Genomic DNA, 23330 nt, shown 5'->3' on the forward strand with positions numbered 1-23330 from the left:
GATTTTGCTTTTTTAATGATTTTCGGATGTCACTTGTACTTGCTGTTCCAGCCAATCGTACCATTGTTCCATACCCGTTCCCTTGGTAGCGGATACTTCAAAGAATTTGAGGTTTGGGTTTACCTGCAGGGCATTATTTCTAAGCGTTTCTACATTGGTATCCAAATATGGCGCAAGATCAATTTTATTGATGATGCAGATATCCGAAGTATGGAACATATCCGGATACTTTATGGGCTTGTCGTCACCCTCAGTGGTACTAACGATAACCACCCGTTTATGCTCGCCCAAATTGAACATGGACGGGCACACCAGGTTGCCCACGTTTTCAATCATCAAAACCGAATTGTTTTGAATGTGCAACTTTTTTACGGCATCATGGATCATATCGCTTTCCAAGTGGCATCCTTTTCCTGTATTGATTTGGATAACGGGCACATTAAGGGCTGCTATCCGATTGGCATCGTTCAATGTCTGTTGATCGCCCTCGATCACATAAAACGGAATTTTGTCCTTAAGGTCCTTCAAGGTGCGTTCCAAAAGGGATGTCTTACCTGAACCCGGTGAGCTTACCAGGTTTAGGGCAAAAACGTCCTTGGCATCAAAATACCCCCTGTTCCTGGCTGCCATGATCTCATTTTGTTGCAAAATGTCACGTTCCACTTCCAGCACCGTTTTATGGCTATGGCTGTGGTCGTGTTCGTGATGATGATGATGGTGGCCGTCATGGCTATGGGCATGGTGATGGTGATGATGTCCCTCATGATCATGGTGGTGATCGTCATGACTGTGATTGTGACCATGTGAGTGGATATGATCGCCGTGTTGGTGTTTCTTTCCGGTATTGGGCATTACAATCTTAGCCCCGCCTTCTTCGCTTCCGCATCCGCAAGTACCGCACATAGGTTTTGGTTTTATGTTTTATATGACTTCCAGGGCTTTTACCCTCAGTTCCTTTCCTTGTAGAATCCCTTTAAGATTACTACCACAATGAGTGCAGGAATCATAAAAATGTTGGACCTCAAAAACGGTATCGCAGTCTGCACAAAGGGCCAATCCTTTCTTTACATCGATCTTTCGTTCTGCATGCTCCAACACGGTATTCTTCACGGCCGAGGGCCAAACAAAATCCAAGGATTCAAATTCGACGCCGGCCAAAGTGCCAATTTCGAGCTCTATCAAGGTTACCTTTTGGGCCTTGGCCTTTTTGGTTTCATCCTCAGCTATTTTCACTATGCCCATAGCAACCGACAACTCGTGCATTTCAAAACAACTTTACTGCCCCTTTAGGGATTTTACAATTAACAATATTATTCAAAATCAATTTTGGACAACATGACTTTCGTCATATTTAAGGCGCTGATTTATAGGTACTTTTAGCGTTAACCCTTTAAAAAAATTTCTTCAGGTTTAAAACATTTGGGCCATGGCTACAGAAAAATCAGTAAAAGAAACCTATTACGAAAGTATTATTAAGCAGGGATACAGCAGACGCGATTTCATGAAGTTCGCCACCTACATTGCAGCCTATATGGGCTTGGAAACTTCTATGATCGGTCAGGTGGCAAAGTCCCTTGAGAACACTTTCCGAATACCAGTTATTTGGGAGCATTACCAGGAATGTACCTGTTGTAGTGAATCATTCATTAGATCGGACCATCCTATTGTGTCGGACATTATCCTTGACAAAATTTCCCTAGACTACACCTTAACCTTGATGGCGGCCTCGGGTTATCAGGCCGAAGCAGCCAAACATGCCACCATGGAAAAATACAAGGGCGATTACATTCTTTGTGTGGAGGGTTCCGTTCCCTTGGGTGACGATGGCAATTATTGCTGTATTGCCGGTCGTTCTGCAAAAGAACTGTTGTTGGAAGCGGCCGAGGGGGCCAAGGCCATTATTGCTTGGGGCAGTTGCGCATCCAATGGTTGTGTACAGGCAGCCTATCCCAATCCAACAGATGCTACTCCCATTCACAAGATCATCAAGAACAAACCCATTATCCGGGTTCCCGGATGTCCGCCCATCGGTGAGGTCATGGCAGGTATCATTGTACACCTGATCACTTTTGACCGCTTGCCCGAATTGGACGGATTGGGCCGACCCAAAGCATTTTACTCCAAACGGGTTCACGATTCCTGTTATAGAAGACCTTATTATGATGCAGGATTGTTTGCCGAGACCTTCGACGATCAAAATGCGAAGGATGGCTACTGCTTGTACAAAGTAGGTTGTAGAGGACCGATGACCTATAACTCCTGTGGTACCATCAAATGGAACAATGGGGTGAGTTATCCCATACAGTCCGGTCACGGATGCATTGGTTGTAGTGAAGAAAATTTCTGGGATAACGGCCCATTTTATGAGCGTTTGACCGGACTTGCCGGCTTTGGCATTGAAAGCTCCGCCGATACCATCGGCAAGGTAGCTGCCGGAGTGGTGACAGGTGGTTTGGCAGTTCATGCCGTAGCCGCCAATATTTCCAAACGAAAAGAGCTGCGTAGCAGAACCACTCGTGCTAAACAAAACGAAAAGAAATTGGATTCTTAATAAAAATATCATGGCGAATAGAATTGTAGTAGATCCCATTACCCGGATTGAAGGACATTTAAGAATAGAGGTGGAGGTAAAAGATGGCATCATTACCGATGCCTATAGTTCCAGCCCCATGGTACGGGGACTTGAAAATGTTGTCAAAGGACGGGACCCCAAGGATGTATGGGCATTTGTACAGCGTGCATGCGGCGTGTGCACCACCGTACACGCACTGGCATCCGTTAGGGCCGTTGAAGATTCCTTGGGCATAGAAGTACCTCCCAATGCAGAAATGGTACGGAACATTATGGAAGGTGCCTTGTATATGCACGACCACACCGTACACTTTTATCACCTGCATGCCCTGGATTGGGTTGATGTGGTGAATGCCTTAAAGGCAGACCCTGTTGAAACATCCCGAATAGCCCAAAGTATTTCCAACTGGCCCAAAAGCTCACCGGGCTACTTTTCGGACATCAAAAAACGGATAACCAAGTTTGTGGAAAGTGGCCAATTGGGCATTTTCGCGAATGGCTATTGGGGCCACCCCCAAATGAAATTACCGGCCGAAGTCAACTTGTTGGCCGTGGCACATTATCTGGAAGCTTTGGAATGGCAAAAGGAAATTGTGAAAGTGCATACCATTTTTGGTGGTAAAAACCCCCACCCCAATTATTTGGTGGGTGGTATGGCCTGTGCCATTAACACCGAGAGTCCGGGTGGGCTCAATGCGGAAAGACTGGCCTATGTAGGACGATTGCTGGAAGAAGGCAAACAGTTTATAGAACAAGTGTATATTCCCGATTTGTTGGCCATCGCTTCCTTCTATAAAGATTGGGGAGCCATTGGCAAGGGATTTGGCAATTATATGGCCTATGGTGATTTTCCAACCAATGGTTATGGCGATATCTCCTCCTTTAAGTTTCAACAAGGGGTTATTCTGGATAGGGACCTCTCCAAAGTATACGATGTCGATCACAGAAATGATGACATCGCCGAATTTGTGAACAATTCCTGGTATGATGATTATGCTGAAGGAAGAGATCAGGGAAAACACCCATGGGATGGCGAGACCAACATCAAGTACTCTGGTCCAAAACCACCCTATGACCAATTGGATGTCAGCCAAAAATACAGTTTCATAAAAACGCCTCGTTGGAAAGGCAAACCGATGGAAGTTGGACCACTTGCCCGACTTTTGGTAGGTTATGCCAGAGGCAACAAGGAAATCCAAGAGGCCGTGAACGGTGCCTTGAGCCACTTGGATGTACCGGTTGACGCTTTGTTCTCCACCTTGGGAAGAACAGCAGCCAGGGGTATAGAAACCCAATTAGTGGCCAATTGGACCATGGAGTTTTATGACACCTTGTTACAAAACATCAAAAATGGGGATACCCGAATGGCCAATGCCGCTAAACGTGATCCAGCTCTTTGGGAAAGCGAATCCAAGGGAGTAGGCTTTACCGAGGCACCACGGGGAGCTTTGGCGCACTGGATCAAGATCAAGGATGCCAAAACGGAAAATTACCAATTGGTGGTCCCTTCCACATGGAATGCATCGCCACGGGATCCCTTGGGCCAACGATCAGCCTATGAATCCACGCTTTTGGGAACGCCGGTTGCCGACCCAGAATTGCCTTTGGAAATCATCAGGACCATACATTCCTTTGATCCCTGTATCGCCTGTGCCGTCCATTTGTACGATGAGCATGGTAAGCATCTTTCACAAGTACAGAACGTTTCGAGCTGCGAAATATAGAAAAACAAGGAACCATGAAAACACGAAGTTTTAAAAGGGTTTATGTTTGGGAGCTCCCGGTACGGGTTTTTCACTGGATCAATGTGCTTTCAATCATCATTTTGGCCACTACGGGTTTCATCATTGCGAATCCGCCCGCCATCATGTCAAGCGCAGAGGCCAGTACCAGTTATTGGTTCGGAACAGTACGGTTCATTCACTTTGCCACGGCCTATGTCTTTTTTTTCAATATGATCCTAAGGGTGTATTGGTCGTTTGTGGGCAATAAATTTTCCAGTTGGCGCGCCTTTTGGCCCTTCAGCAAAAAAATGTGGCATAACTTTTTGCATGTCATAAAAGTGGATGTATTCCTTGCCAATGAGAAAAAACCGGATATCAAGGACATCAGTATCGGACATAACAGTGTAGCTGCCTTCTCCTATGCAATGCTATTTTTATTGGCACTGGTGCAGGTCTTCACAGGCTTTGGGCTCTATTCCGACACTGCCGGTTGGTGGCTGCCCAAAATGTTCAGTTGGGTGGTGCCCTTTATGGGCGGGGATTTTATTGTGCGAACCATTCACCATACTGCAACCTGGCTCTTTATATTGTTCACTTTGATCCATGTATATCTGGTGTTTTACCACGATTGGCTTGAAGGACGTGGCGAAGTATCCTCCATGTTCGGAGGCTATAAATTTGTTTGTGAAGAGCGACTCAACAAGGTTATGGATGAAGAAGAAATTGAGGAATTGTTGGATGAGGAACCCGTTGAGATCATTGATTAATAATTGAAAATGACAAAATCCGTAAACACATTGTCCGAACTGGACAAAAAACCTGTTGCCGTCAGCAGTGATGCCTTTTTCTTTGAAAAAGACAAGTCAAAGAGTATTTTGGTTCTGGGGGTAGGCAACTTCCTCATGGGCGATGAAGGAGTCGGTGTACATTTGATCCAATCGATGGATACCATGGAACTACCCTCCTATATTGACATTCTGGATGGCGGCACAGGTGGATTTCTGTTGCTCAATTGCTTTGAATGCTATTCTAAAATCATATTTGTTGATGCCACCATGGATGGCAAGGAAGAAGGCACCATATCGTTGATCCGCCCAAAATTCGCCTGTGATTTTCCCTCGGCTTTGAGCGTTCACGATGTAGGTCTGAAAGATATGATCGAAGCAGTGTACCTGATGGAGAACACTCCTGATCTGCATCTGTTTACCATATCGATTGCAAAGGTTGAACCCATGACCACCCAATTGGCGCCAAAAGTTGAAAAGGCAATACCTGCGACCATAACCCAAATATTGTCGCTGGCAGCAACCTTGCACGATCAATTCACATAAGGTGCCAAAAACGTATAAAATAGTACTGACCGGCCGTGTCCAAGGGGTTGGTTTTCGACCCCATGTCTTCAATTTGGCCACAACTTTCCAATTGGACGGCACCGTTTCCAATAATGAGGAAGGGGTAATCATTGACCTCACCGGCGATAAAGATCTGGTACATTCCTTTTATCGCATATTGGTAACTCAACCTCCAAAGGCCTCCAAGATCAAGGAACACCAACTTACTGAAACAACGTACAAGGCATTTGATGGATTTTCCATTGTTCCCTCAAAAACAGCAGGAAAACTGAACCTACAGTTAACTCCGGATTTTGCCATTTGCGACGAATGCAAATCTGAAATTGTCGACAAGCACAACCGACGGTACCACTACCCCTTCACCACCTGTGTCAATTGTGGTCCCCGATGGGCCATCACCAATACATTCCCGTTCGAAAGGGATCATACCAATTTGGCCACTTATGACATGTGTGACTCGTGTGCCAAAGAGTATGGCAATCCATCAGACAGACGGTTCCATTCGCAAACGAACTCCTGTTCGGATTGTGGTATTACGCTTCAATTATCCACTGCCAATGGGGAGGTTGTTGCAACAGATCACCCGATTAAAAAGACCTCAGACCTCATAAAACAGGGAAAAATCGTTGCCATCAAAAATACCAGTGGTTACCTGTTGTGCTGCGATGCCAACAATACGGAAGTCATTAAAAAACTTAGGGAAAGAAAAAAAAGACCCACGAAGCCCTTTGCCATTCTGTATCCATCGCTGGAACTTTTAAAACAGCAAGTAGAAATCAATACGGATCAAGAAAACTGCTTAACATCCCCTGAAAGTCCAATTGTAATCCTTCAAAGAACAGGTTTTCGCGGTGCGCTTGCCCTAGTTGAACTGGCTCCCCACCTGAACCAATTGGGGGTAATGCTCCCCTACTCCGGTATCCTATATCTATTGGCCAACGAACTGCAAATCCCCATTGTGGCAACCAGCGGCAACATTCATGCTTCTCCCATTATCAGTGATGCTGCAGATGCGCATAAGGAATTGGCCAAAGTTGCCGATTACTTTTTGGACCATGACCTAAAAATCAGCAATCCCCAAGATGATTCCGTGGTCAAATACAGTGACCGTTACCAAGAAAAAATCATATTCAGGCGATCAAGGGGACTCAGCCCCAACTTTGATGCGGACGTGAAAACAGGCCAAAAAATCCTGGCCATGGGCGGGCATTTGAAAGGTACAGTTGCCTTTCTGCCCAACGACTACCTCTATATCAGTCAATATCTCGGTAACTTAGATCATTTTGATGTCTTTGATCGTTATATGCAGACCACCCAAAAATTCATCAATCTGTTTGAAGAGCAACCCGAAGTTGTATTGGTGGACAAACATCCTGACTACAACAGCACCCGATACGGCATGGAGCTTGCAAAAAAATTCGATGTAAAACTTTATCAGATCCAACACCACAAGGCCCACTTTGCCTCGGTTTTGGGGGAACATAAACTTTATGATAAAAAATCACCCATACTTGGGGTGGTTTGGGATGGAACGGGCTATGGTGACGACGCACAAATTTGGGGCGGAGAATTTTTTACATACCAAGACGCGGTCATGGAACGTATTGGGCATTTTGAATATTATGATTGGCTTGCAGGCGATAAAATGGCCAAGGAACCCAGAATGTCATTTTTTTCATTGGCCAATGATGCCATGCAGAATGAAATCAAACAAAAGTTTACCAAAGAAGAAATCTCCATTTACAATCAATTAAAGCAAAAGGCATCTCTTAAAACCTCATCGGTAGGTCGCCTTTTTGATGCCGTGGCTTCCCTTTTGGGCCTTTGCGACTATAATACATATGAAGGAGAAGCTGCCATTATTCTGGAAAATCAAATCATCGATTATAGGCTTGAAAATTGCCAAGTCTATGCCTCGGAAATGGTAAATGGAATTGTTCCTACCCAGGAACTCTTCAATAATTTGTACGTTGATTTTAAAAATGGAACCCAAAAAGAGCAAGTCATTGCGAATTTTTTGTTCACCTTGGCAAACATTATCCTTAAAATGGCAGTGCAATCCAACGTCAAGGTAATTGCAGTAAGCGGTGGTGTTTTTCAGAATACTGTTTTGGTGGATATGCTAAAAGAATTGGCCGGCACCGAATACAAGCTATATTTTAATCGTAACTTAAGTCCAAACGATGAAAACATCTCTTTCGGGCAATTGATGTACTACCAAAACGTAAAACTTTGACCCATGAAGTATTTGAGTGAATATCGCAACTTGGAGGCCACCAAAAAATACTTGGACCTTATTGAGAAAACAGCCACACAAACTTGGAACATCATGGAAATTTGTGGGGGGCAAACCCACGGCTTGGTAAAAAATGGCATCATTAACCTGTTGCCAGAAAATGTACGTATGATTCATGGTCCAGGTTGTCCGGTTTGCGTTACCCCCCTCAACCTTATTGACAAGGCCATTGAATTGTTGGAAAACAGGGTAATTGTATGCTCTTTTGGGGATATGGTGCGTGTACCAGGAAGCAAAAAAAGTCTGTTGGAAGCCAAAGCCAATGGAGGTGACCTACGTATTCTGTATTCGCCATTGGAGGCAGTAAATATTGCCAAACAAAATCCCGATAAGGAGGTGGTATTCTTTGCCGTTGGGTTTGAAACCACGGCACCGGCCAATGCACTTTCTATATTGCATGCGCAAAAAGAACAGGTCACCAATTACTCCATTTTGGTTTCACATGTACTTGTTCCCCCTGCCATGGAAGGAATTTTGGACGATGAGCTCAGCACTATCGATGCTTTTTTGGGAGCTGGTCACGTTTGCGCCATTATGGGCATGGAAGAATACTACCCTTTGGTTGAAAAGTACAAAATACCTATTGTGATCACAGGTTTTGAACCCCTTGATTTGGTTCAGGGCATTTACATGGCGTTGTTACAACTGGAAAAAGGGGAATTCAAATTGGAAAACCAATATTCCCGTGTGGTGAAGGAGGAAGGAAATGTGGAAGCCAAAAGCATGATGGCCTCCGTTTTTGAAATAGCCGATCGGGAATGGCGGGGCATTGGAACCATACCCAACAGCGGGTACCGACTAAAAAAGGAATTTCTGGCCTATGATGCCGAAACCAAGTTCCAAATTAGTTCCATTACTACCCCCGAAAATTCGGCCTGTATTGCGGGCCAAATCCTAAAGGGTATTAAAAAGCCACACCAATGTGAACAATTTGGAAAAGCATGCACACCCGCCAATCCCATGGGAGCACCCATGGTATCTTCTGAAGGTGCTTGTGCGGCCTATTACCATTTTTCAAACAATTTAATACCATCTTAACCATGGGCCGAAAAGATATAGGATACGAAACCATCAACTTGGGTCATGGAAGCGGAGGCCTTATGACCCGTGACCTTTTGGATCAAATCATTTTTGAAACCTTCAGCAACCCTTATCTGGACCAAAAACACGATGGTTCGATCATTAAAGTGGATGGGGAACTTGCCATTTCCACCGATAGCTTTGTGGTGTCCCCCATCTTTTTCAAAGGAGGGAACATAGGGGAACTGGCCGTGAACGGTACGGTGAACGATGTGGCCATGTGCGGCGCAGACCCCAAATTTCTATCCCTGGCGTTTGTCGTGGAAGAAGGTTTGCCCATGGATGATTTTGTAAAAATCGTGGAATCCATCAAAAAAACGGCCGATACTGCCGGAGTACAGATCATTACGGGAGACACGAAGGTCGTGGAACGTGGTAAGGGCGATAAAATCTTTATCAACACCACTGGCTTTGGCAAAGTGCATCCCAAAGCGCATATATCAGTCGGTAAAATAAAAGCAGGGGATAAAATCATCATCAGTGGCCCAGTGGCCCAACATGGCATGGCCATCATGTCGCAACGCGATGGGCTGGAATTTGAATCCACTATTTTGAGTGATACCACCAACCTTAACTTTTTGGTGAACGATCTGTTGGATGCCTTTGGGGATCAGATCCATTTGTTCCGTGACCCAACCCGAGGAGGATTGGCCAGTGTACTATCTGAAATTGCAAACGACACCACTATGGGCGTTTCCATCAAGGAAACGGAGATACCGTTGGATGACCAAGTGGCCGCAGCCTGTGAAATTTTGGGTCTCGACCCTCTATTTGTGGCCAATGAAGGCATATTTGTCACCATCGTCGCTGCAGCAATCGCTGAGGATGTTTTGGCGCTCATGAAAAATCATGAGAAAAGCCCAAGGGCGGCCTGTATCGGTGAATTTACCAACGAGCATCCCAAAAAAGTTGTCATGCATAGCATCATTGGTGGCAAACGGATGGTAACGCCTTTGCTGGGCGAACAACTGCCACGAATCTGTTAGGAACTGAAAATCCAATAAACTCCAATTACAATGGCGAAAAGTCCACCCGCCATTCGAATACCATTGAAGAACATTTCACTATGCCCGTTCTTTGCGATGGATGATACTTTACCTATTACAAAGGCAAAGGTGATCATGGCCACAAGTATTCCCGCTGCGAAACCAATAATATAGGCAATCGAATTGGCTTGTGTTTCAAAACCCAAAACGGGAAGGAACAACAAAAAATGTGAAATACCGGCCAAACCGTGTAAAATACCAATGGAGAAGGACGCAAGATTATTCTGTTTCAATTTTTCGCTATGCGAATGGTGATGTGAGGTTGATTGATCATGTTTGTGCTCATGGGTATGGATCACAGGTGTGTTTTCCGCATGAACATGCAAATGCTTGTGCTTTTTTCGCTTTTTGAAGATACGGTACATGGCCCAAAAGCCTATCCCGACCAAAACGAACCCGACCAATTGCTCACTGTATTTGGAAATGGCATCCACAGGAATCACCTCTTTAAAAACCGCAAACAAAAGTCCGATGGCAATCATCCCGACCAAATGGCCGATGCCCCAAAAAAGTCCGATTTTCCATGCTTTCCGCTTGGATTCAATGGCGAAGGGGGCAACTGCCGCCAAATGGTCCGGACCGGCAATAACATGCAGTATGGAGGCTATCAAGCCCGCGGTCAACGGAAAGGTGGTGTCCATCATTTTGGTTAGGAATACTACTGATAAAACTACAATTTTCAGCTTTTGCCACACCTGATAATAATCAATTTATCCCTGAAGTAAATGTTGTAAAAAACAAAGGCCACTAGGCCCAATTTCATTTATATTTATGCAAAAAGCAGGGTAAGTTCAAGCAAATTTCAACCCAAGACCTGCTCCCAAAAGTTGACAATGTCCAAAGATGCCACCATGGTCCGTCCCGAAATTTTTATTTTACGAAAAGAGCTTCATGCCCACCCGGAACTGTCGGGTTTGGAACATAGCACAAAAAAGCGCATTCAAAAGTTTGTTGCGGAACATGGACCTTCAGCCCAAATCCAGAATTTGGGAGAAACGGGTTTTGCTGTGGTTTATGAATTCGCCGAAAAAGGAAAAACCATTGCGATTCGGTGTGAGTTGGATGCACTGCCCATTCTGGAAACCAATACATTTTCCCATAAATCACAAACTAATGGAGTATCCCATAAATGTGGCCATGATGGCCATATGGCCATCGTTTCCGGATTATTGTTTTGGTTGGAATCACGGCCAAACCTTCATGGTAAGGTAGTCTTGCTTTTTCAACCGGCCGAAGAAACCGGAAAGGGTGCCGAAAACATCGTTACTAATGAAACGTTCAAAGCATTGAATATCGATTACCTGTTTGCACTGCACAACATCCCCAAAGAACCTTTGCACAGTATCATATTGCCTTCCAAAGGATTTTCGGCAGAAGTCATCAGTCTGATCATTGCCCTCAAAGGGAAGGAATCCCATGCCTCTGAACCGGAAAACGGGATAAATCCTGCTTTGGCCTTATCACAAATCATACAGGATATGGAACGATTGAAGGTCACGGATCCCACCTATGATCATTTTGCCCTCCTCACCCCTGTTCACCTAAGCATGGGCGAAAAAGCATATGGCATTTCACCGGCGGATGCCGAACTGCATTATACGCTACGAACATGGAACAACAAACAGATGGAGCTGTTGAAAACAAATGTTTTGGATATCGTGCAAAGGATTTGTGCCCAATATGGGTTGAACCATACATCGAAATGGATCGAATATTTCCCGGCAAGCAACAACGCCCCGGAATGTTGCACTACGATAAAAAAAGCGGCGAAAGAACTAAATCTAAACCTTATCGAAAAGCCCCACCCCTTTAAATTTGGGGAAGATTTTGGTTGGTACGCCAAGACCTACAAATGTGCCATGTTTGGCTTGGGAGCAGGCATCAACACCCCTGCGCTGCATAACGCCGATTATGATTTCCCCGATGAAATAATAGAGACGGGCATTGCCCTGTTTATTTCTATAATTAGAAACCTATTGACTCAAGACTGAATTAATCCGTAATTTAGTGTAGAACACCCCGTTTGCACCAAAACCCTCTGAAATGGAAAGAAAAACAGACATTAAGCTACGCTGTTGGATCGATGTTGATGGACAAAAGTTTTTTGGGCCGGGGCGTGCTGTCCTGCTACAACACATCCATGAGCAAGGTTCCATTTCCAAAGCGGCCAAGGTCATGGGCATGTCCTACAAAAAGGCCTGGGCCATGGTCGATGATATGAACCATAAAGGAAAACAACCCTACGTGGTGCTGCACAAAGGAGGAACTAGTGGTGGCGGTGCCGAATTGACGGAAACCGGTAAAGCTGTATTGAACGCATTCAACGATTTGAGTCATAAACTATCCCAAACGTTGAGCTCCGAACAACAGCAACTCATGAAACTTATTTAAAAGTGATAAAGGACATTAAATTTTGATGGCAAACCCGTGTAGCAAAATCAACCGTAATCCCACGTACAACACCAAAATACTGGTCAAGATGCCCAAAAATTTCAGGTTGAATTTTTTATTGGACAGATAGGATCCTATACTACCTCCAACAACCACTGCAATGATCAATTGCACCATTAGACCTTGATTCAGTTTAAAAGTGCCGGCCACATGCAATCCGATGAGGCCTGAGATGGAATTCACCAAAATAAAAACGGATGCAAGGGAAGCCACAACCCTGGGGTTGGCCCACTTCAATAAATTGAGCACGGGGGATAAAAAAATACCGCCACCAATTCCGGAAATCCCGGAAAGGAGGCCAATACTACCGCCCAAAATAATTTTTTTGGAGTTGGAAAATTCCTTGGAATCGAATTTTTTCTTGATAAAGCGAAGCAGCATAAAAACCCCGGCCAAAATCAATGCACCGCCTAAAACCATGAAAAATGCCTTTTGGGAAAGCCGCACCTGAGCACCCAAATACGCAAAGGGAATACTGAAGACCAAGAAGGGCCAGAACATTTTCAAATTGAACACTTTATTTTTTATAAAAACAAGGGTGCCAATGGTAACCACACAAATGTTCAAGATTAGAGCAGTGGAACGAATTTCATAGAAATCCGTCAGAAACAAACTGAGAATGGCCAAATAGCTAGATCCCCCACCAAAACCAACGGAACTATAAAAAAGGGCTATCAAAAAGAAAACAATGGGTAGGTATTCCACGGACATATCAGGAAATCAATTTGCATTCCACCAAATCCCCAGCTGCCCTTTTCCCTCCTGCTTCCACAAAGGCCAAGGCATTACCCAATGCCATGGATTGGATCATGGAAGAGCCCTGACCATCCAAAATTTCTACCAATCCGTCCACAATTCCCGCTTTTAAAAAAGAGGGACGGTCAAATCGACTTTCGTAGGGATGTTTCATGGGAAAATGATAGCTTGGTAGCCCAAGCTCCGAATAACCACTCAATTTTTGAAGCATTGGCAACACATAGATATAAAAACAAGTCAGGGAAGATGCAGGATTACCGGGCAGGGCAAACACAAATTGATTGGCCTTTCTTCCAAAAAACAAAGGTTTTCCCGGTTTTTGAAACACTTTATAAAACAACTCCTCAACCCCGTTTTCCTCCAGCGCCTGTTTTACAAAATCATAATCCCCCACGGAAATGCCCCCTGAGAGCAAAAGCACATCACAAGTTTGCAATGCCTCACCGATACTTCTTTTGGTGGCTTCAAAATCGTCTGCAACCTGTTTGGTTTGCTGACATTCAAATCCGAATTGCTTCATGGCACCCGTTAAAGCAAAACTGTTGGATTCATAGATCTGACCTTCGGATTTGGGTTGACCCGGTTGCACCAATTCATTGCCCGTGGTAATCAAATTGATGGTCGGTTTGGAAAATACCAGAACCTGTTCCAGGCCCAAACTGCCCAAAAGTCCCATAGATCTCGGGTTCAAAACATGGCCCGCTTCAAAGACGCGTTGACCTTCCTTCAATTCGCCTCCTTTTTTACGGATATTCTGTCCCATTTTGGGCAATTCCTCCAATAAAAGGATATTTCCTTCCACCTTGGTTTTTTCCTGCATCATCACCGCCGATGCACTTTCCGGAACTCTGGCTCCCGTGAAAATTCGTACGGCTTCACCTGCTTTCAACGCGATTGAATTTGTGTCACCTGCCGCCACTTCACCAACAATGTTATATTCCTGAAAAATGCCGCAAAGCGCATACCCATCCATGGCGGAATTGTCAAATGCTGGCATATCAAAAGGAGCCTTGACCTCATCGACCAAAGCATAACCCATGGCATCCAACAAAGGTTTGTGCACAGTTTGAAGTGCAACTCCCTGTTGTTGAACTATTTTAAGTGCTTCCTCTATAGTTACCATCAGCCTCCTATTGAAATCATGGATCGGTTTTGCTCGTAATGTTCTGCTTCCATTTTCACCTCCATACCATCCCGTGCGTGTTTTTTGGACTTAATCGCATTGATAATCAATTCATCCAGCTGTGTTCCATTCCGCATTGGTGTCAACAAATCCGTTTCTGAAGTAGCGAAAAGGCAGTTTTTCATTTTGCCATCGGCCGTGAGGCGAATGCGATTGCAATCATCACAAAATGGATTGGTGATAGTGCTCACGATGCCAAAACTTCCTTTGTGGCCCTTCACCTTAAAGTTGGATGACGTACTGTGTTTCGGGTTTTGAAGCTCCTCGATATGACCAAATTTCGATTCTATGGTTTGAAGAATTTCTTCCCTACCCACACCTTTGTTCCAATCCCATTTATTGCCTTTAAATGGCATAAATTCAATGAACTTCACCACTAAGTCCTTATCCTTTGTCAAGGCAATAAAATCATTGATCTCATTGTCATTTACGCCTTTAATAAGCACCATGTTGAGTTTGATATTCATGTCCATCCCAAGCGCCTTGTCCAAATTTTGCATGATGCGATCGTAGTAATCCCGTTTGGTAATGAACACCGATTTGGCCTTGTCCAAGGTATCCAAGCTGAAATTGATGTTACGCAACCCTATTTTGTCAAAGAGGTCCAGGTACTTGTCCAGTACAATGCCATTGGTGGTTAATTTTAACTTAACTCCCAATTTGGCCAATTCCTCCACCAAGAAACCAAAGTTTTTTCGAACCAAAGGTTCGCCGCCGGTCAACCGGACCGTATGCACCCCCAAATCACGAAACGTTCGGGTCATTTCAATGATTTCCTCCAAGGTCATCACATTGGGCTTTTCTATGAGTTCGATGCCTTCCTCTGGCATGCAATAAAAACAGCGGAGGTTGCAGCGATCCGTCAAGGAAATCCTTAAGTAGGTGTGTGGCCTGCCGAAATTGTCAATTATTTTTGGGGTATGTTCAATCATGTCTTTTTCCTTCTATCACTTTAAATGCATGCAACACGTGCGGGAATATGGCTTCCATCGATTCCACGGCTCCCCGGGTGGAACCTGGCAGTGCCAAAATCAACTTACCATCCTTAATCCCTGCAATGGAACGTGAAAACATGGCAAAGGGCATGCGCTCCTGTCCATAGCTTCGCATTTGTTCTTCCACGCCTTTCAATTTGATGTCCAACAAGGGCTCCAAAGTCTGGGGGGTTACATCCCGGGGACCCACACCCGTTCCACCTGTAAATATAATCAGGTCGGACTGATTGGATTCCACTATATTTTTAATCTGTTCCGATTCGTCAGGAATGATGGTCTTTTCGGATGTCATGCCCAATTCTTTCAACTTTTCCATGATGGCCTCACCTGCCTTATCCTCGCCTTTTCCTTTGGAAATGGTATCGGAACACACTACCACATGGGCTTTCAGTCCTTCGGTGTTTATATGGAAGGAGGACTTGCCCCCTTTCTTGGTTTTGAGACGAATAGTGCCAATTTCAACGCCCTTGTCAATAGGCTTTAACATATCGTACATGGTAAGGGCCACCACACTGGCGCCATGCATGGCTTCCACCTCAACGCCTGTTTTGTAAATGGTTTTCACCGTCATGGTAATGGTAATTTCCAACCCATTGATTACATAGTCGATTCCTGTGTATTCTATGGGCAGCGGATGGCAATCGGGCAGCAAATCAGGTGTTTTTTTTACGCCCAACAGGCCAGCGGCCTTTGCCATTTCAAAAACATTGCCCTTGGGCACCTGATTGTTTTTCAGGGCATCGATGGTATCCTGACTACTGGTACGCACAATTGCCTCCGCAGTGGCTTCGCGCAATGTGTTCACTTTATGGGTTATGTCTACCATATCAATTGTTCACTTTCCATTGATGGGTTTCATCCTCAAAAATCTCCTTTCCGAAAACGGGCACTTTGGACTTGATCTCCTGCACAAAATAATTGGTGGCCTCAATGGCTATTTTTCGGTGCGCCGAAGAGGTAAAGACGAACATACAAAGTTCCCCTATTTTTACTGTTCCCAAACTATGATAGATGTGGGCGCAGGTGATATCAAATTTGCTGAATGCAGCCTCACGAATTTCATGGAACACTTTTTCCGCCATTTCTTCGTAGGCGGTATATTCAATGGCCGCAACGGTTTTACCATCCACCACATCGGCACGTATCTGCCCTAGAAAGATACTGTGGGCACCAATGTTGGTCTTGCTTTGGTGGTTGGCCACCGATTGTGCGATTTTTTCGGGGGGTATGGCCCCCTGTACAAATACTTTTTTCATGTTATTTTTCTACTTCAATGATCGATTCTATACCGCCTTCCACATTTTTCAGGTTGTTGAAACCAAATTCTCGTTTCAATAGGTCTACGGCATTTTTACTTCGTTTTCCGGATTGGCAAAATACCAACACCTCTATGTCTTCTGGTATTTCCCGATATCGCGATAAAATGTCTCCCAAAGGAATGTGGATGACATTATTCCCTTTGGGCTTAGGTTGTTCAAATATTTCCCTAACATCCAAATACCACTGTTGTTCATTTTTCAGGGCGCACTCTATTTTGATGGGCAGAATTCCGTTTTGCTGTATGGCTTCAATTTCTTCAGGTCTCTTTTTGATGTTGATGGTTTGCTCGGTTCCCAACATTATGTTGAAGAGTTTTAGTGTTCCTGACAGCACTTCGCCCCTTTCCAAAATCAACTTAAGTGCCTCAGCAGCCTGAAGCGTTCCCAGTATGCCCGGAAGCACACCAAGTACGCCGGTTGCCTCGCAACTGATGTTTTGCCGGGTCGTTTTGGGGAACAGACAGCGATATGACGGTCCATTCTTATAATTGAATACGGACAATTGCCCTTCATTTTTATAAATGGATGCATAGATCCATGGTTTATTGGATAACACACAGGCATCGTTGATCAGGTATTTGGTCTCAAAGTTGTCGGTTCCATCCAAAATGATGTCGTAATTTTTAAAGATTGACAATGCATTGGAAACGGTCAATGCTTCTTTAATCACCTCAAACACCACATTGCTATTTCTAGCTGACAAATGTTCTTTGGCCGCCCTTGCTTTGGGTTTTCCTACATCGGATTCCTGAAACAACACTTGGCGGTGCAAATTGGTCAGATCAACCTTGTCGTGGTCCATCAGTCCTATTTTACCGACACCGGCACCCACCAAATACAAAGCTGCCGGACAACCCAAGCCACCAACGCCCACGATCAACACTTTGGCATTGCGCAATTTGTCCTGACCCATTGGGCCCACTTCGTCCAGTTGTATTTGTCTATCGTATCGGTTCATCCTCCTGCAAATGGTGGCAACAATGCCACTTCGTCTCCTTCTTTTATTTCTATGGTATCATCCAAATTTTGGTTTACGGCAACTTGAACGGAATCCCTATCCAGAATGGACAGTTGATCCAAACATTTATTTTTTAGTTCTCCGGAGGTCAGCGTACCTTCAAAATTGAAAACCTCCTCATTTTTACCGGCAGCCTCTGCCACCAATCCAAAATATTTGATGGTTACTTTCATTGTTCAATTGTTTTTAATTTGGCCACATCTTCTTCGGTGTCGATATCAAAAAGTCCTTTTTCAAAAGGTTCGGTTTCAAATTCAAAACCTTTCATCGTTGTCAATTTTTTAGCACCTTGATCTCCTTTCAGCGTTTTTAAGAATGGAAATGCGGCTTGGGAAAATATGGCGGGAACGCCCAAAACTCCATCATACTCGGAATAGGTCGCCATCCTGTTTCCCGACAGGTGCGTTTTTACCAATCGTTTTAGTTGGGAAACCTCCAAAAAAGGCTGATCGGACAATACAAACATGATATGGTCTATCTTCCTTTCATTGGACAATATCTGTTCAAACCCCACCTGCATGCTGCTAGCAATGCCATGTTGCCAATCGGAGTTTAGCACCACTTGCAAACCTTTGGGGTCAATTCTTGACGAAATTTGTTCTTTGCTCCCTCCCAATACCACGACACTTGGACCAACTTCCAATTGAACCACCTGGTCTATTGCATGTTGCAACATAGCCTTTCCTTTGAACTGAACCAACTGCTTGGGTCGTCCCAAGCGTGTAGAGCCTCCCGCGGCCAAAATAACCACACCTATGTTGTTTGTCGGTTTCAAATGGATATTTTTTGAAATTGCGAATTGTGATGGTCGTGTATGGGGGCCTTTTTCTGTTTTAGCGGCATGGGTGTTTTATTGGTGAGCACACTTTGTATTTCTGCCAAAATGGATAACCCGATTTCGGCAGGGGTCTCCGCTCCCATTTCCAATCCAATTGGAGCATGTATCTTGGATAAGTCGTTTTCACTTACCTCCACACCTTCATCGGCAAGTTCATCGAGCATTCGTTGGTATTTCTTCAATGGCCCCAAAATACCGATATAGGAGAGTTCGGGTTTGCCCAACAAAAGCTTTAAAACCGAGAGGTCATAATTATAATTATGGCTCATTAAAACGAAACAGGTCCGTTCATCCAACCGAACACTTTCCAAAGTTGCTTCGGGTTTTGTCACAATCACTTGGCAAGATCCCAGAAAACGCGATTTGTTGGCATGTGTGGGTCGGCCATCCGTTACAATGACCTTCCATCCTAAAAGTTCTGCCTGTTGGGCAAGGATTTGGGCATCGTTCCCTGCGCCTACCAACACCAACTGGACCGGTGATGGGTGAAATTCCATGAAAATGTGCGACATACCCTCATTTGCATCCATTTCCAAGAAACTGGATCTTTCATTTTCGATGACTTCGCGGCTTTTTTCATGCAAGACTTTTAGTGTTGCTTTTCCCAAATTTTTATGCGCAAACACTTCTTGACCATTGGAAACCAGTACTGTTCCCAATTGCTTTTGGGTGTTGTCCAGATTAAAACCGATTGAAGTTACTGAGGGGACCTCTAAGTCCACAACTGTTTTCAATAGTTCACAAACATTGTTGTTGTTCCCGTAATCCACGGGCTCAAATAGCACTTGAATAACTCCATTGCAGCCCAATTGCGCTCCAATCACCGCATCATCTTCATCGCTGGTATCGTAGGTAATCAATTTATTCTCTTGCTTTTCCAGGGCAAAAAGGGCTTTCTTGAGCGCGTCGCCTTCCAAACAACCACCACTGATGGCTCCAGTGATATTTCCATATTCATCCACCAACATCCTTGCTCCAGCCCTGCGGTATGATGATCCTTCCACATGCACTACGGTTGCCAGCACACATTTGATGTTTTTGGATTTCAAATCCGAATAATTCGAAAGTATGGTTTCCAGCTCTCTCATAGGGACACTGTTTTTAACCGATCTACAACGCTACTTATTTCCTCAATGGCATTGTCAATATCTTGTTCCGTGGTCTGTCTTCCCAAACTGATACGTATACTCGACAATGCAAGTTCATCACTATGGCCCATGGCTTTGAGGACGTGTGAAGGACTGACCAAGTTGGCGTTGCAAGCAGAACCCCTCGAAACTGCTAAATTTTTGAATTGGCGCAACAATTTTGAACCGTCAATGCCATGAATCGAAATATTGGTGGTATTTGGCAGGCGATCCTGTTTCTGACCATTGATTTGCAGACCATCCACTTTGGAAAGTTGGTTTTCCAACCTGTTCCGTAACTTTAGGAGTCTATTGCCCTCCTCTATTATTTCATTGGTGGCCAGGGCAGCTGCCGCACCAAACCCCACGATACCGGGCACATTGAGTGTACCGGGCCGCATGCCCTTTTCCTGATTGCCCCCAAAAAGGGTTTTTCTCAATGTTAGTTGTTTTTTCTTGCTGACATAAAGGGCTCCCACGCCTTTTGGGCCATACATTTTGTGCGCCGAAAATACGCCGAGATCAATATCCAGGTTTTTTAGATCCACGGGGATCTTACCCACGGCTTGGGTCATGTCCACCATCAATGCGGCATTTCTGTTATGAACAATATCAGCAATGGTTTTTATGGGATGAATCAATCCTGTTTCGTTATTGGCATACATCAAGCTTACCAAAATGGTCTTTGGTGTAAACGCTTCCTCCAATTGGTGCAAATCGATATTTCCTTCTCCGTCCACATTCAAATACGTCACCGCAAAACCCCTTCTTTCCAACTCCTCCATCGGTTCGAGAATGGCCTTATGCTCCGTTTTACAGGTAATGATATGGTTTCCCTTGACTTTTTGATTTTCACAAAACCCAAATAGGGCCAAATTGGCTGCTTCTGTGGCTCCAGAAGTAAAATAAATTTCGACAGGTCTACAATTCACCAATTTGGCTACCTGCATTCTTGCCGTTTCCACCCCATCTTCGGCATACCATCCAAAGGCGTGATCGCTGCCAGCATTACCAAAGTGCTCGGTAAAATAGGGCAGCATCGCTTCCAGTACCGTTGGTTCTACCGGTGTGGTGGCATTATGATCCAAATATATTTTGTTATCCGTCGACAATTTAGCGTTATGTACAAGCTTACATATCCGAATATACAAAGAATTTAAATTCTCGACCCACTCATTTCCAATAAAGAAACAGAGAAATACAAAACGGGCCCAAAAGGCTTGAACCTATTGGACCCGAACATTAAATCTCAACAAAATTGCTAATCCTCCTCGATACCAAAAGTAACCTTGGCGTTGACTCGGTATTCATTTATTTTGTTGTCTTTTACCAAAACCTGCATATCCTGCACATATACTGATTTTATGTTTCTTACTGTTTTGGCGGACTCATTGATAATGTTCTGAACTGCATCTTCAAAACTCACTGGTGAGTTCCCCAAAATCTCTATCACTTTCAACACAGCCATACTCGTTAATTTTTAGGGTTAAACTCAAATAGGTTGATTCATTCCTTAATAAAAGACTCCGTTTTCATCCAATTTGACTCGAATGGTCTTACTGCCATTTTCCAATTTCAATTTGTACTTTTTGTTTACTCCACTTTTATCGTGATAGGTAACATAATACACATCTTTGGAAATGGTCCATCCAGGATACCTGTCCAATACTGAAACTTTAACAGAATTTGGAAGGTTGATGTCTTTGAATCGTTCCACAGTACGGATGATTTTACCATCCTTGTCGTAAGCAGCCAATATCTTACCCTCAGGTATGTAGAAACTGATGTTGTAAAAATCATAGTCATCTTGATAAAACTCTGATTCCTTTACATCGAAAGCTGCCACTTTTCTCCTTAGCATTTCTACCGGTATGGAGGCTTCCTCCTTGGCGTCAATGCTGTTCAAATACTTGTAGTTGGTGGCATACACCACTACTTCAGAAAGTTCTTCCGTTTTAATGATTTGGGATTGCAACGGAAAAACCAGACCCATGGCCAAAAGGCCAAACAATAGCTTTTTCATCACTTTATGATTTAAATTAATCCATTCGTCAATCCCGGGATATTACTTTAAAATTCGTACTGAATGTAATCTTATAATTATTGAAATCCAATGATTTATATCATGACAAAATGAGATGAAAGGGATGCTAAATGAGATAAATCAGTAAAACTTAAGGTAAAATTGAAAGCGTAGTCCTATTTGTTCACAAAAAAAGGAATGTTACCTGTAGCGGTATGGCCATTACCATCGTTCACATATACAAAAAGTCGGTAAGCGCCTTCCTTCTCCGGAGCTTTAAAAAGTAGCTGTCCGTTGTTGCTTTCTTGGATCAGTCCCATCAATGATTCTGGTCGCTCTTCGTGGTCGCCACCTTCTTTAAGATCGGTACTTTCCGGCATTATGTCCCAAATGTATTCCAACGAATCGCCATTACCATCACTTATACTTGCAAGCGACGTATAGGTTTGACCGGGTTTCAAGGATACATTTTGATATGCCGATTTCCCATCCAAAACAAATTCTTCTATTTTCGGCGAGCGATTTTCCGGCCAAGTTCCGTTCCAAAGAAAATGCATCACATCCACTGCTGCGGTTTCGTTGCCATTTTCCATAAAAATACCATACCAGGTCGGGGTTCGTTCCTGCTTGTTTCCCCACAAGAAAACATAAGATCCCAAACATTGCATGGTATCTTTGGCTATACCTCCCTCAAATCGCTTCAAGTAATTATTGGCCTTTACCGTACTGTTTTCCTCAATAGGTGCGCCCCAACTGGTGGTGGGCACTTCCCAATGGCCCGTAGCTCCCCATTCTGTGACCATATAAGGACCTTCCCATCCAAATTCCTGGATCAATACGGGTAAATTGGGTAAATCCCCATACATCTGAATCGATAGGATATCGAGATCGGGACACTTGGATTTGATGTAATCCACTTCCTTTTGGGAGATGCCGGCCAAAGTGGTCGTTGTAGGATGGTTGCCATCCAACTCATGGATCATTTTGGCGATATCGTTCACAGCGTCCCACACTTTGGGATTGGTATAATTTAGGTTCAATTCGTTGCCTATACTCCAAATCAGGAGGGCGGGATGGTCCTTGAGTGCCAATACCTCTTCCCGAACCCGTTCTTTTTGCGCCTGGACCTGTGCAACATCGTTATAATCAAAACCGTGACGCTCACTGCCCATTTCAATGCCCATGGTGACCATCAACCCATTTTTAAGGGCCTCATCAAGCACTTCTTGCCCCTGTCTTCGACCATTGTTTGTCCGCCAAGTTCTAAAGCTATTGCCCCCATGCTTAGCCAGGGCTTCAACGTTTCCGAATTCCAAGCCAGCACCTTTAATGTAGAATGGCTTTTTATCCACCAACAAGGAATACTTGCCATCCGTCTGCACCAATTCCACTTTTTTAGCTGACTGGGAAGTTACAGCGGTTTCATCGGTTGCATCCTTACAACCCAGTAACAAGGCAACTAACAACATTAATGGCAATAATCTCATTGGGCACAAAATTTTAAACTGGTATTTTGGTATTGAACAAGATTGTCCCGGCCTGAACATTAGT

Annotated in this window: 25 protein-coding genes; 9 read left to right on the forward strand and 16 right to left on the reverse strand. The window is 44.2% G+C overall.

The features are described 5' to 3' along the window. Window positions 1–12: 12 nt before the first annotated feature. Both hypB and EO131_RS05100 read right to left on the reverse strand, forming a co-directional pair. A complete protein-coding gene (hypB, locus tag EO131_RS05095) occupies window positions 13–903 on the reverse strand; it encodes a hydrogenase nickel incorporation protein HypB (protein WP_127019551.1) in 891 nt (296 codons plus the stop codon). Window positions 904–921: 18 nt separating this feature from the next. Beyond that, on the reverse strand, window positions 922–1263 hold the full coding sequence (locus EO131_RS05100) for a hydrogenase maturation nickel metallochaperone HypA/HybF (RefSeq protein WP_127019553.1): 342 nt from the start codon (window positions 1261–1263) through the stop codon (window positions 922–924). Window positions 1264–1426: 163 nt separating this feature from the next. Here EO131_RS05100 and EO131_RS05105 point away from each other — a divergent pair, with 163 nt between their 5' ends. Genes EO131_RS05105 through hypE form a run of 7 tightly spaced genes read left to right on the forward strand, consistent with a single transcriptional unit; the run spans window position 1427 to window position 10009 of the window. Continuing rightward, the gene (locus EO131_RS05105; RefSeq protein ID WP_127019555.1) at window positions 1427–2551 is read left to right on the forward strand and encodes a hydrogenase small subunit; all 1125 of its coding nucleotides are present in this window, start codon (window positions 1427–1429) and stop codon (window positions 2549–2551) included. Window positions 2552–2561: 10 nt separating this feature from the next. Then, window positions 2562–4295, forward strand: coding sequence for a nickel-dependent hydrogenase large subunit (locus EO131_RS05110; protein WP_127019557.1), 1734 nt, complete (start codon window positions 2562–2564; stop codon window positions 4293–4295). A 14-nt stretch (window positions 4296–4309) separates the two neighbouring features. Beyond that, entirely contained in the window at window positions 4310–5062 is a 753-nt protein-coding gene (gene cybH, locus EO131_RS05115; RefSeq protein ID WP_127019559.1) for a Ni/Fe-hydrogenase, b-type cytochrome subunit, read from the forward strand. A gap of 9 nt (window positions 5063–5071) precedes the next feature. Further along, complete coding sequence (locus EO131_RS05120; protein ID WP_127019561.1) at window positions 5072–5626, forward strand: hydrogenase maturation protease; 555 nt, start codon at window positions 5072–5074, stop codon at window positions 5624–5626. 1 nt (window position 5627) lies between these two features. Next, window positions 5628–7883 (forward strand): carbamoyltransferase HypF, encoded by a 2256-nt coding sequence (hypF, locus tag EO131_RS05125; RefSeq protein ID WP_164731614.1) that lies wholly within the window; start codon window positions 5628–5630, stop codon window positions 7881–7883. Between the two features lie 3 nt (window positions 7884–7886). Further along, window positions 7887–8981 (forward strand): hydrogenase formation protein HypD, encoded by a 1095-nt coding sequence (hypD, locus tag EO131_RS05130; protein ID WP_127019565.1) that lies wholly within the window; start codon window positions 7887–7889, stop codon window positions 8979–8981. Window positions 8982–8983: 2 nt separating this feature from the next. Beyond that, window positions 8984–10009, forward strand: coding sequence for a hydrogenase expression/formation protein HypE (hypE, locus tag EO131_RS05135; protein WP_127019567.1), 1026 nt, complete (start codon window positions 8984–8986; stop codon window positions 10007–10009). Here the strand turns inward: hypE and EO131_RS05140 are convergent. Continuing rightward, a complete protein-coding gene (locus EO131_RS05140) occupies window positions 10006–10713 on the reverse strand; it encodes a sulfite exporter TauE/SafE family protein (protein ID WP_127019569.1) in 708 nt (235 codons plus the stop codon). The genes hypE and EO131_RS05140 overlap by 4 nt on opposite strands. A 189-nt stretch (window positions 10714–10902) precedes the next feature. Here EO131_RS05140 and EO131_RS05145 point away from each other — a divergent pair, with 189 nt between their 5' ends. Both EO131_RS05145 and EO131_RS05150 read left to right on the forward strand, forming a co-directional pair. Further along, a complete protein-coding gene (locus EO131_RS05145) occupies window positions 10903–12060 on the forward strand; it encodes an amidohydrolase (protein ID WP_241243793.1) in 1158 nt (385 codons plus the stop codon). 52 nt (window positions 12061–12112) lie between these two features. Beyond that, complete coding sequence (locus EO131_RS05150; protein ID WP_127019571.1) at window positions 12113–12460, forward strand: winged helix-turn-helix domain-containing protein; 348 nt, start codon at window positions 12113–12115, stop codon at window positions 12458–12460. Window positions 12461–12475: 15 nt separating this feature from the next. On the opposite strand, the gene EO131_RS05155 is transcribed toward EO131_RS05150, so the two are convergent. The 13 genes from EO131_RS05155 to EO131_RS05215 form a co-directional block, all read right to left on the reverse strand. After that, on the reverse strand, window positions 12476–13231 hold the full coding sequence (locus EO131_RS05155; RefSeq protein WP_127019573.1) for a sulfite exporter TauE/SafE family protein: 756 nt from the start codon (window positions 13229–13231) through the stop codon (window positions 12476–12478). Window position 13232: 1 nt separating this feature from the next. Continuing rightward, window positions 13233–14399: a molybdopterin molybdotransferase MoeA gene (locus tag EO131_RS05160; protein ID WP_127019575.1), complete on the reverse strand. Its 1167-nt coding sequence runs from the start codon at window positions 14397–14399 to the stop codon at window positions 13233–13235. Beyond that, a complete protein-coding gene (gene moaA / locus EO131_RS05165; protein ID WP_127019577.1) occupies window positions 14399–15391 on the reverse strand; it encodes a GTP 3',8-cyclase MoaA in 993 nt (330 codons plus the stop codon). The genes EO131_RS05160 and moaA overlap by 1 nt, the downstream gene beginning before the upstream one ends. Beyond that, a complete protein-coding gene (gene moaCB, locus EO131_RS05170; protein ID WP_127019579.1) occupies window positions 15384–16280 on the reverse strand; it encodes a bifunctional molybdenum cofactor biosynthesis protein MoaC/MoaB in 897 nt (298 codons plus the stop codon). The genes moaA and moaCB overlap by 8 nt, the downstream gene beginning before the upstream one ends. A gap of 1 nt (window position 16281) precedes the next feature. Then, window positions 16282–16710 carry a molybdenum cofactor biosynthesis protein MoaE gene (locus tag EO131_RS05175; RefSeq protein ID WP_127019581.1) on the reverse strand — a complete coding sequence of 143 codons (429 nt, stop codon included), beginning with the start codon at window positions 16708–16710 and terminating at the stop codon, window positions 16282–16284. Window position 16711: 1 nt separating this feature from the next. Further along, a complete protein-coding gene (locus EO131_RS05180) occupies window positions 16712–17731 on the reverse strand; it encodes a HesA/MoeB/ThiF family protein (protein WP_127019583.1) in 1020 nt (339 codons plus the stop codon). Continuing rightward, window positions 17728–17964: a MoaD/ThiS family protein gene (locus EO131_RS05185; RefSeq protein ID WP_127019585.1), complete on the reverse strand. Its 237-nt coding sequence runs from the start codon at window positions 17962–17964 to the stop codon at window positions 17728–17730. Before EO131_RS05185 ends, EO131_RS05180 begins: the two co-directional genes overlap by 4 nt. Beyond that, on the reverse strand, window positions 17961–18566 hold the full coding sequence (locus EO131_RS05190; RefSeq protein WP_127019587.1) for a nucleotidyltransferase family protein: 606 nt from the start codon (window positions 18564–18566) through the stop codon (window positions 17961–17963). The genes EO131_RS05185 and EO131_RS05190 overlap by 4 nt, the downstream gene beginning before the upstream one ends. After that, window positions 18563–19717 (reverse strand): XdhC family protein, encoded by a 1155-nt coding sequence (locus EO131_RS05195; protein WP_127019589.1) that lies wholly within the window; start codon window positions 19715–19717, stop codon window positions 18563–18565. The genes EO131_RS05190 and EO131_RS05195 overlap by 4 nt, the downstream gene beginning before the upstream one ends. Then, window positions 19714–20868, reverse strand: coding sequence for a cysteine desulfurase family protein (locus EO131_RS05200; protein ID WP_127019591.1), 1155 nt, complete (start codon window positions 20866–20868; stop codon window positions 19714–19716). Before EO131_RS05200 ends, EO131_RS05195 begins: the two co-directional genes overlap by 4 nt. Window positions 20869–21017: 149 nt before the next feature. Beyond that, entirely contained in the window at window positions 21018–21224 is a 207-nt protein-coding gene (locus tag EO131_RS05205; RefSeq protein ID WP_127019593.1) for a dodecin family protein, read from the reverse strand. A gap of 45 nt (window positions 21225–21269) precedes the next feature. Next, the gene (locus tag EO131_RS05210) at window positions 21270–21779 is read right to left on the reverse strand and encodes a LolA-like protein (RefSeq protein ID WP_127019595.1); all 510 of its coding nucleotides are present in this window, start codon (window positions 21777–21779) and stop codon (window positions 21270–21272) included. Between the two features lie 176 nt (window positions 21780–21955). Then, complete coding sequence (locus tag EO131_RS05215) at window positions 21956–23266, reverse strand: glycoside hydrolase family 2 TIM barrel-domain containing protein (protein ID WP_127019598.1); 1311 nt, start codon at window positions 23264–23266, stop codon at window positions 21956–21958. Window positions 23267–23330: the final 64 nt, after the last annotated feature.

The organism is Flagellimonas beolgyonensis (assembly GCF_003992615.1).
GTDB lineage: Bacteria > Bacteroidota > Bacteroidia > Flavobacteriales > Flavobacteriaceae > Flagellimonas > Flagellimonas beolgyonensis.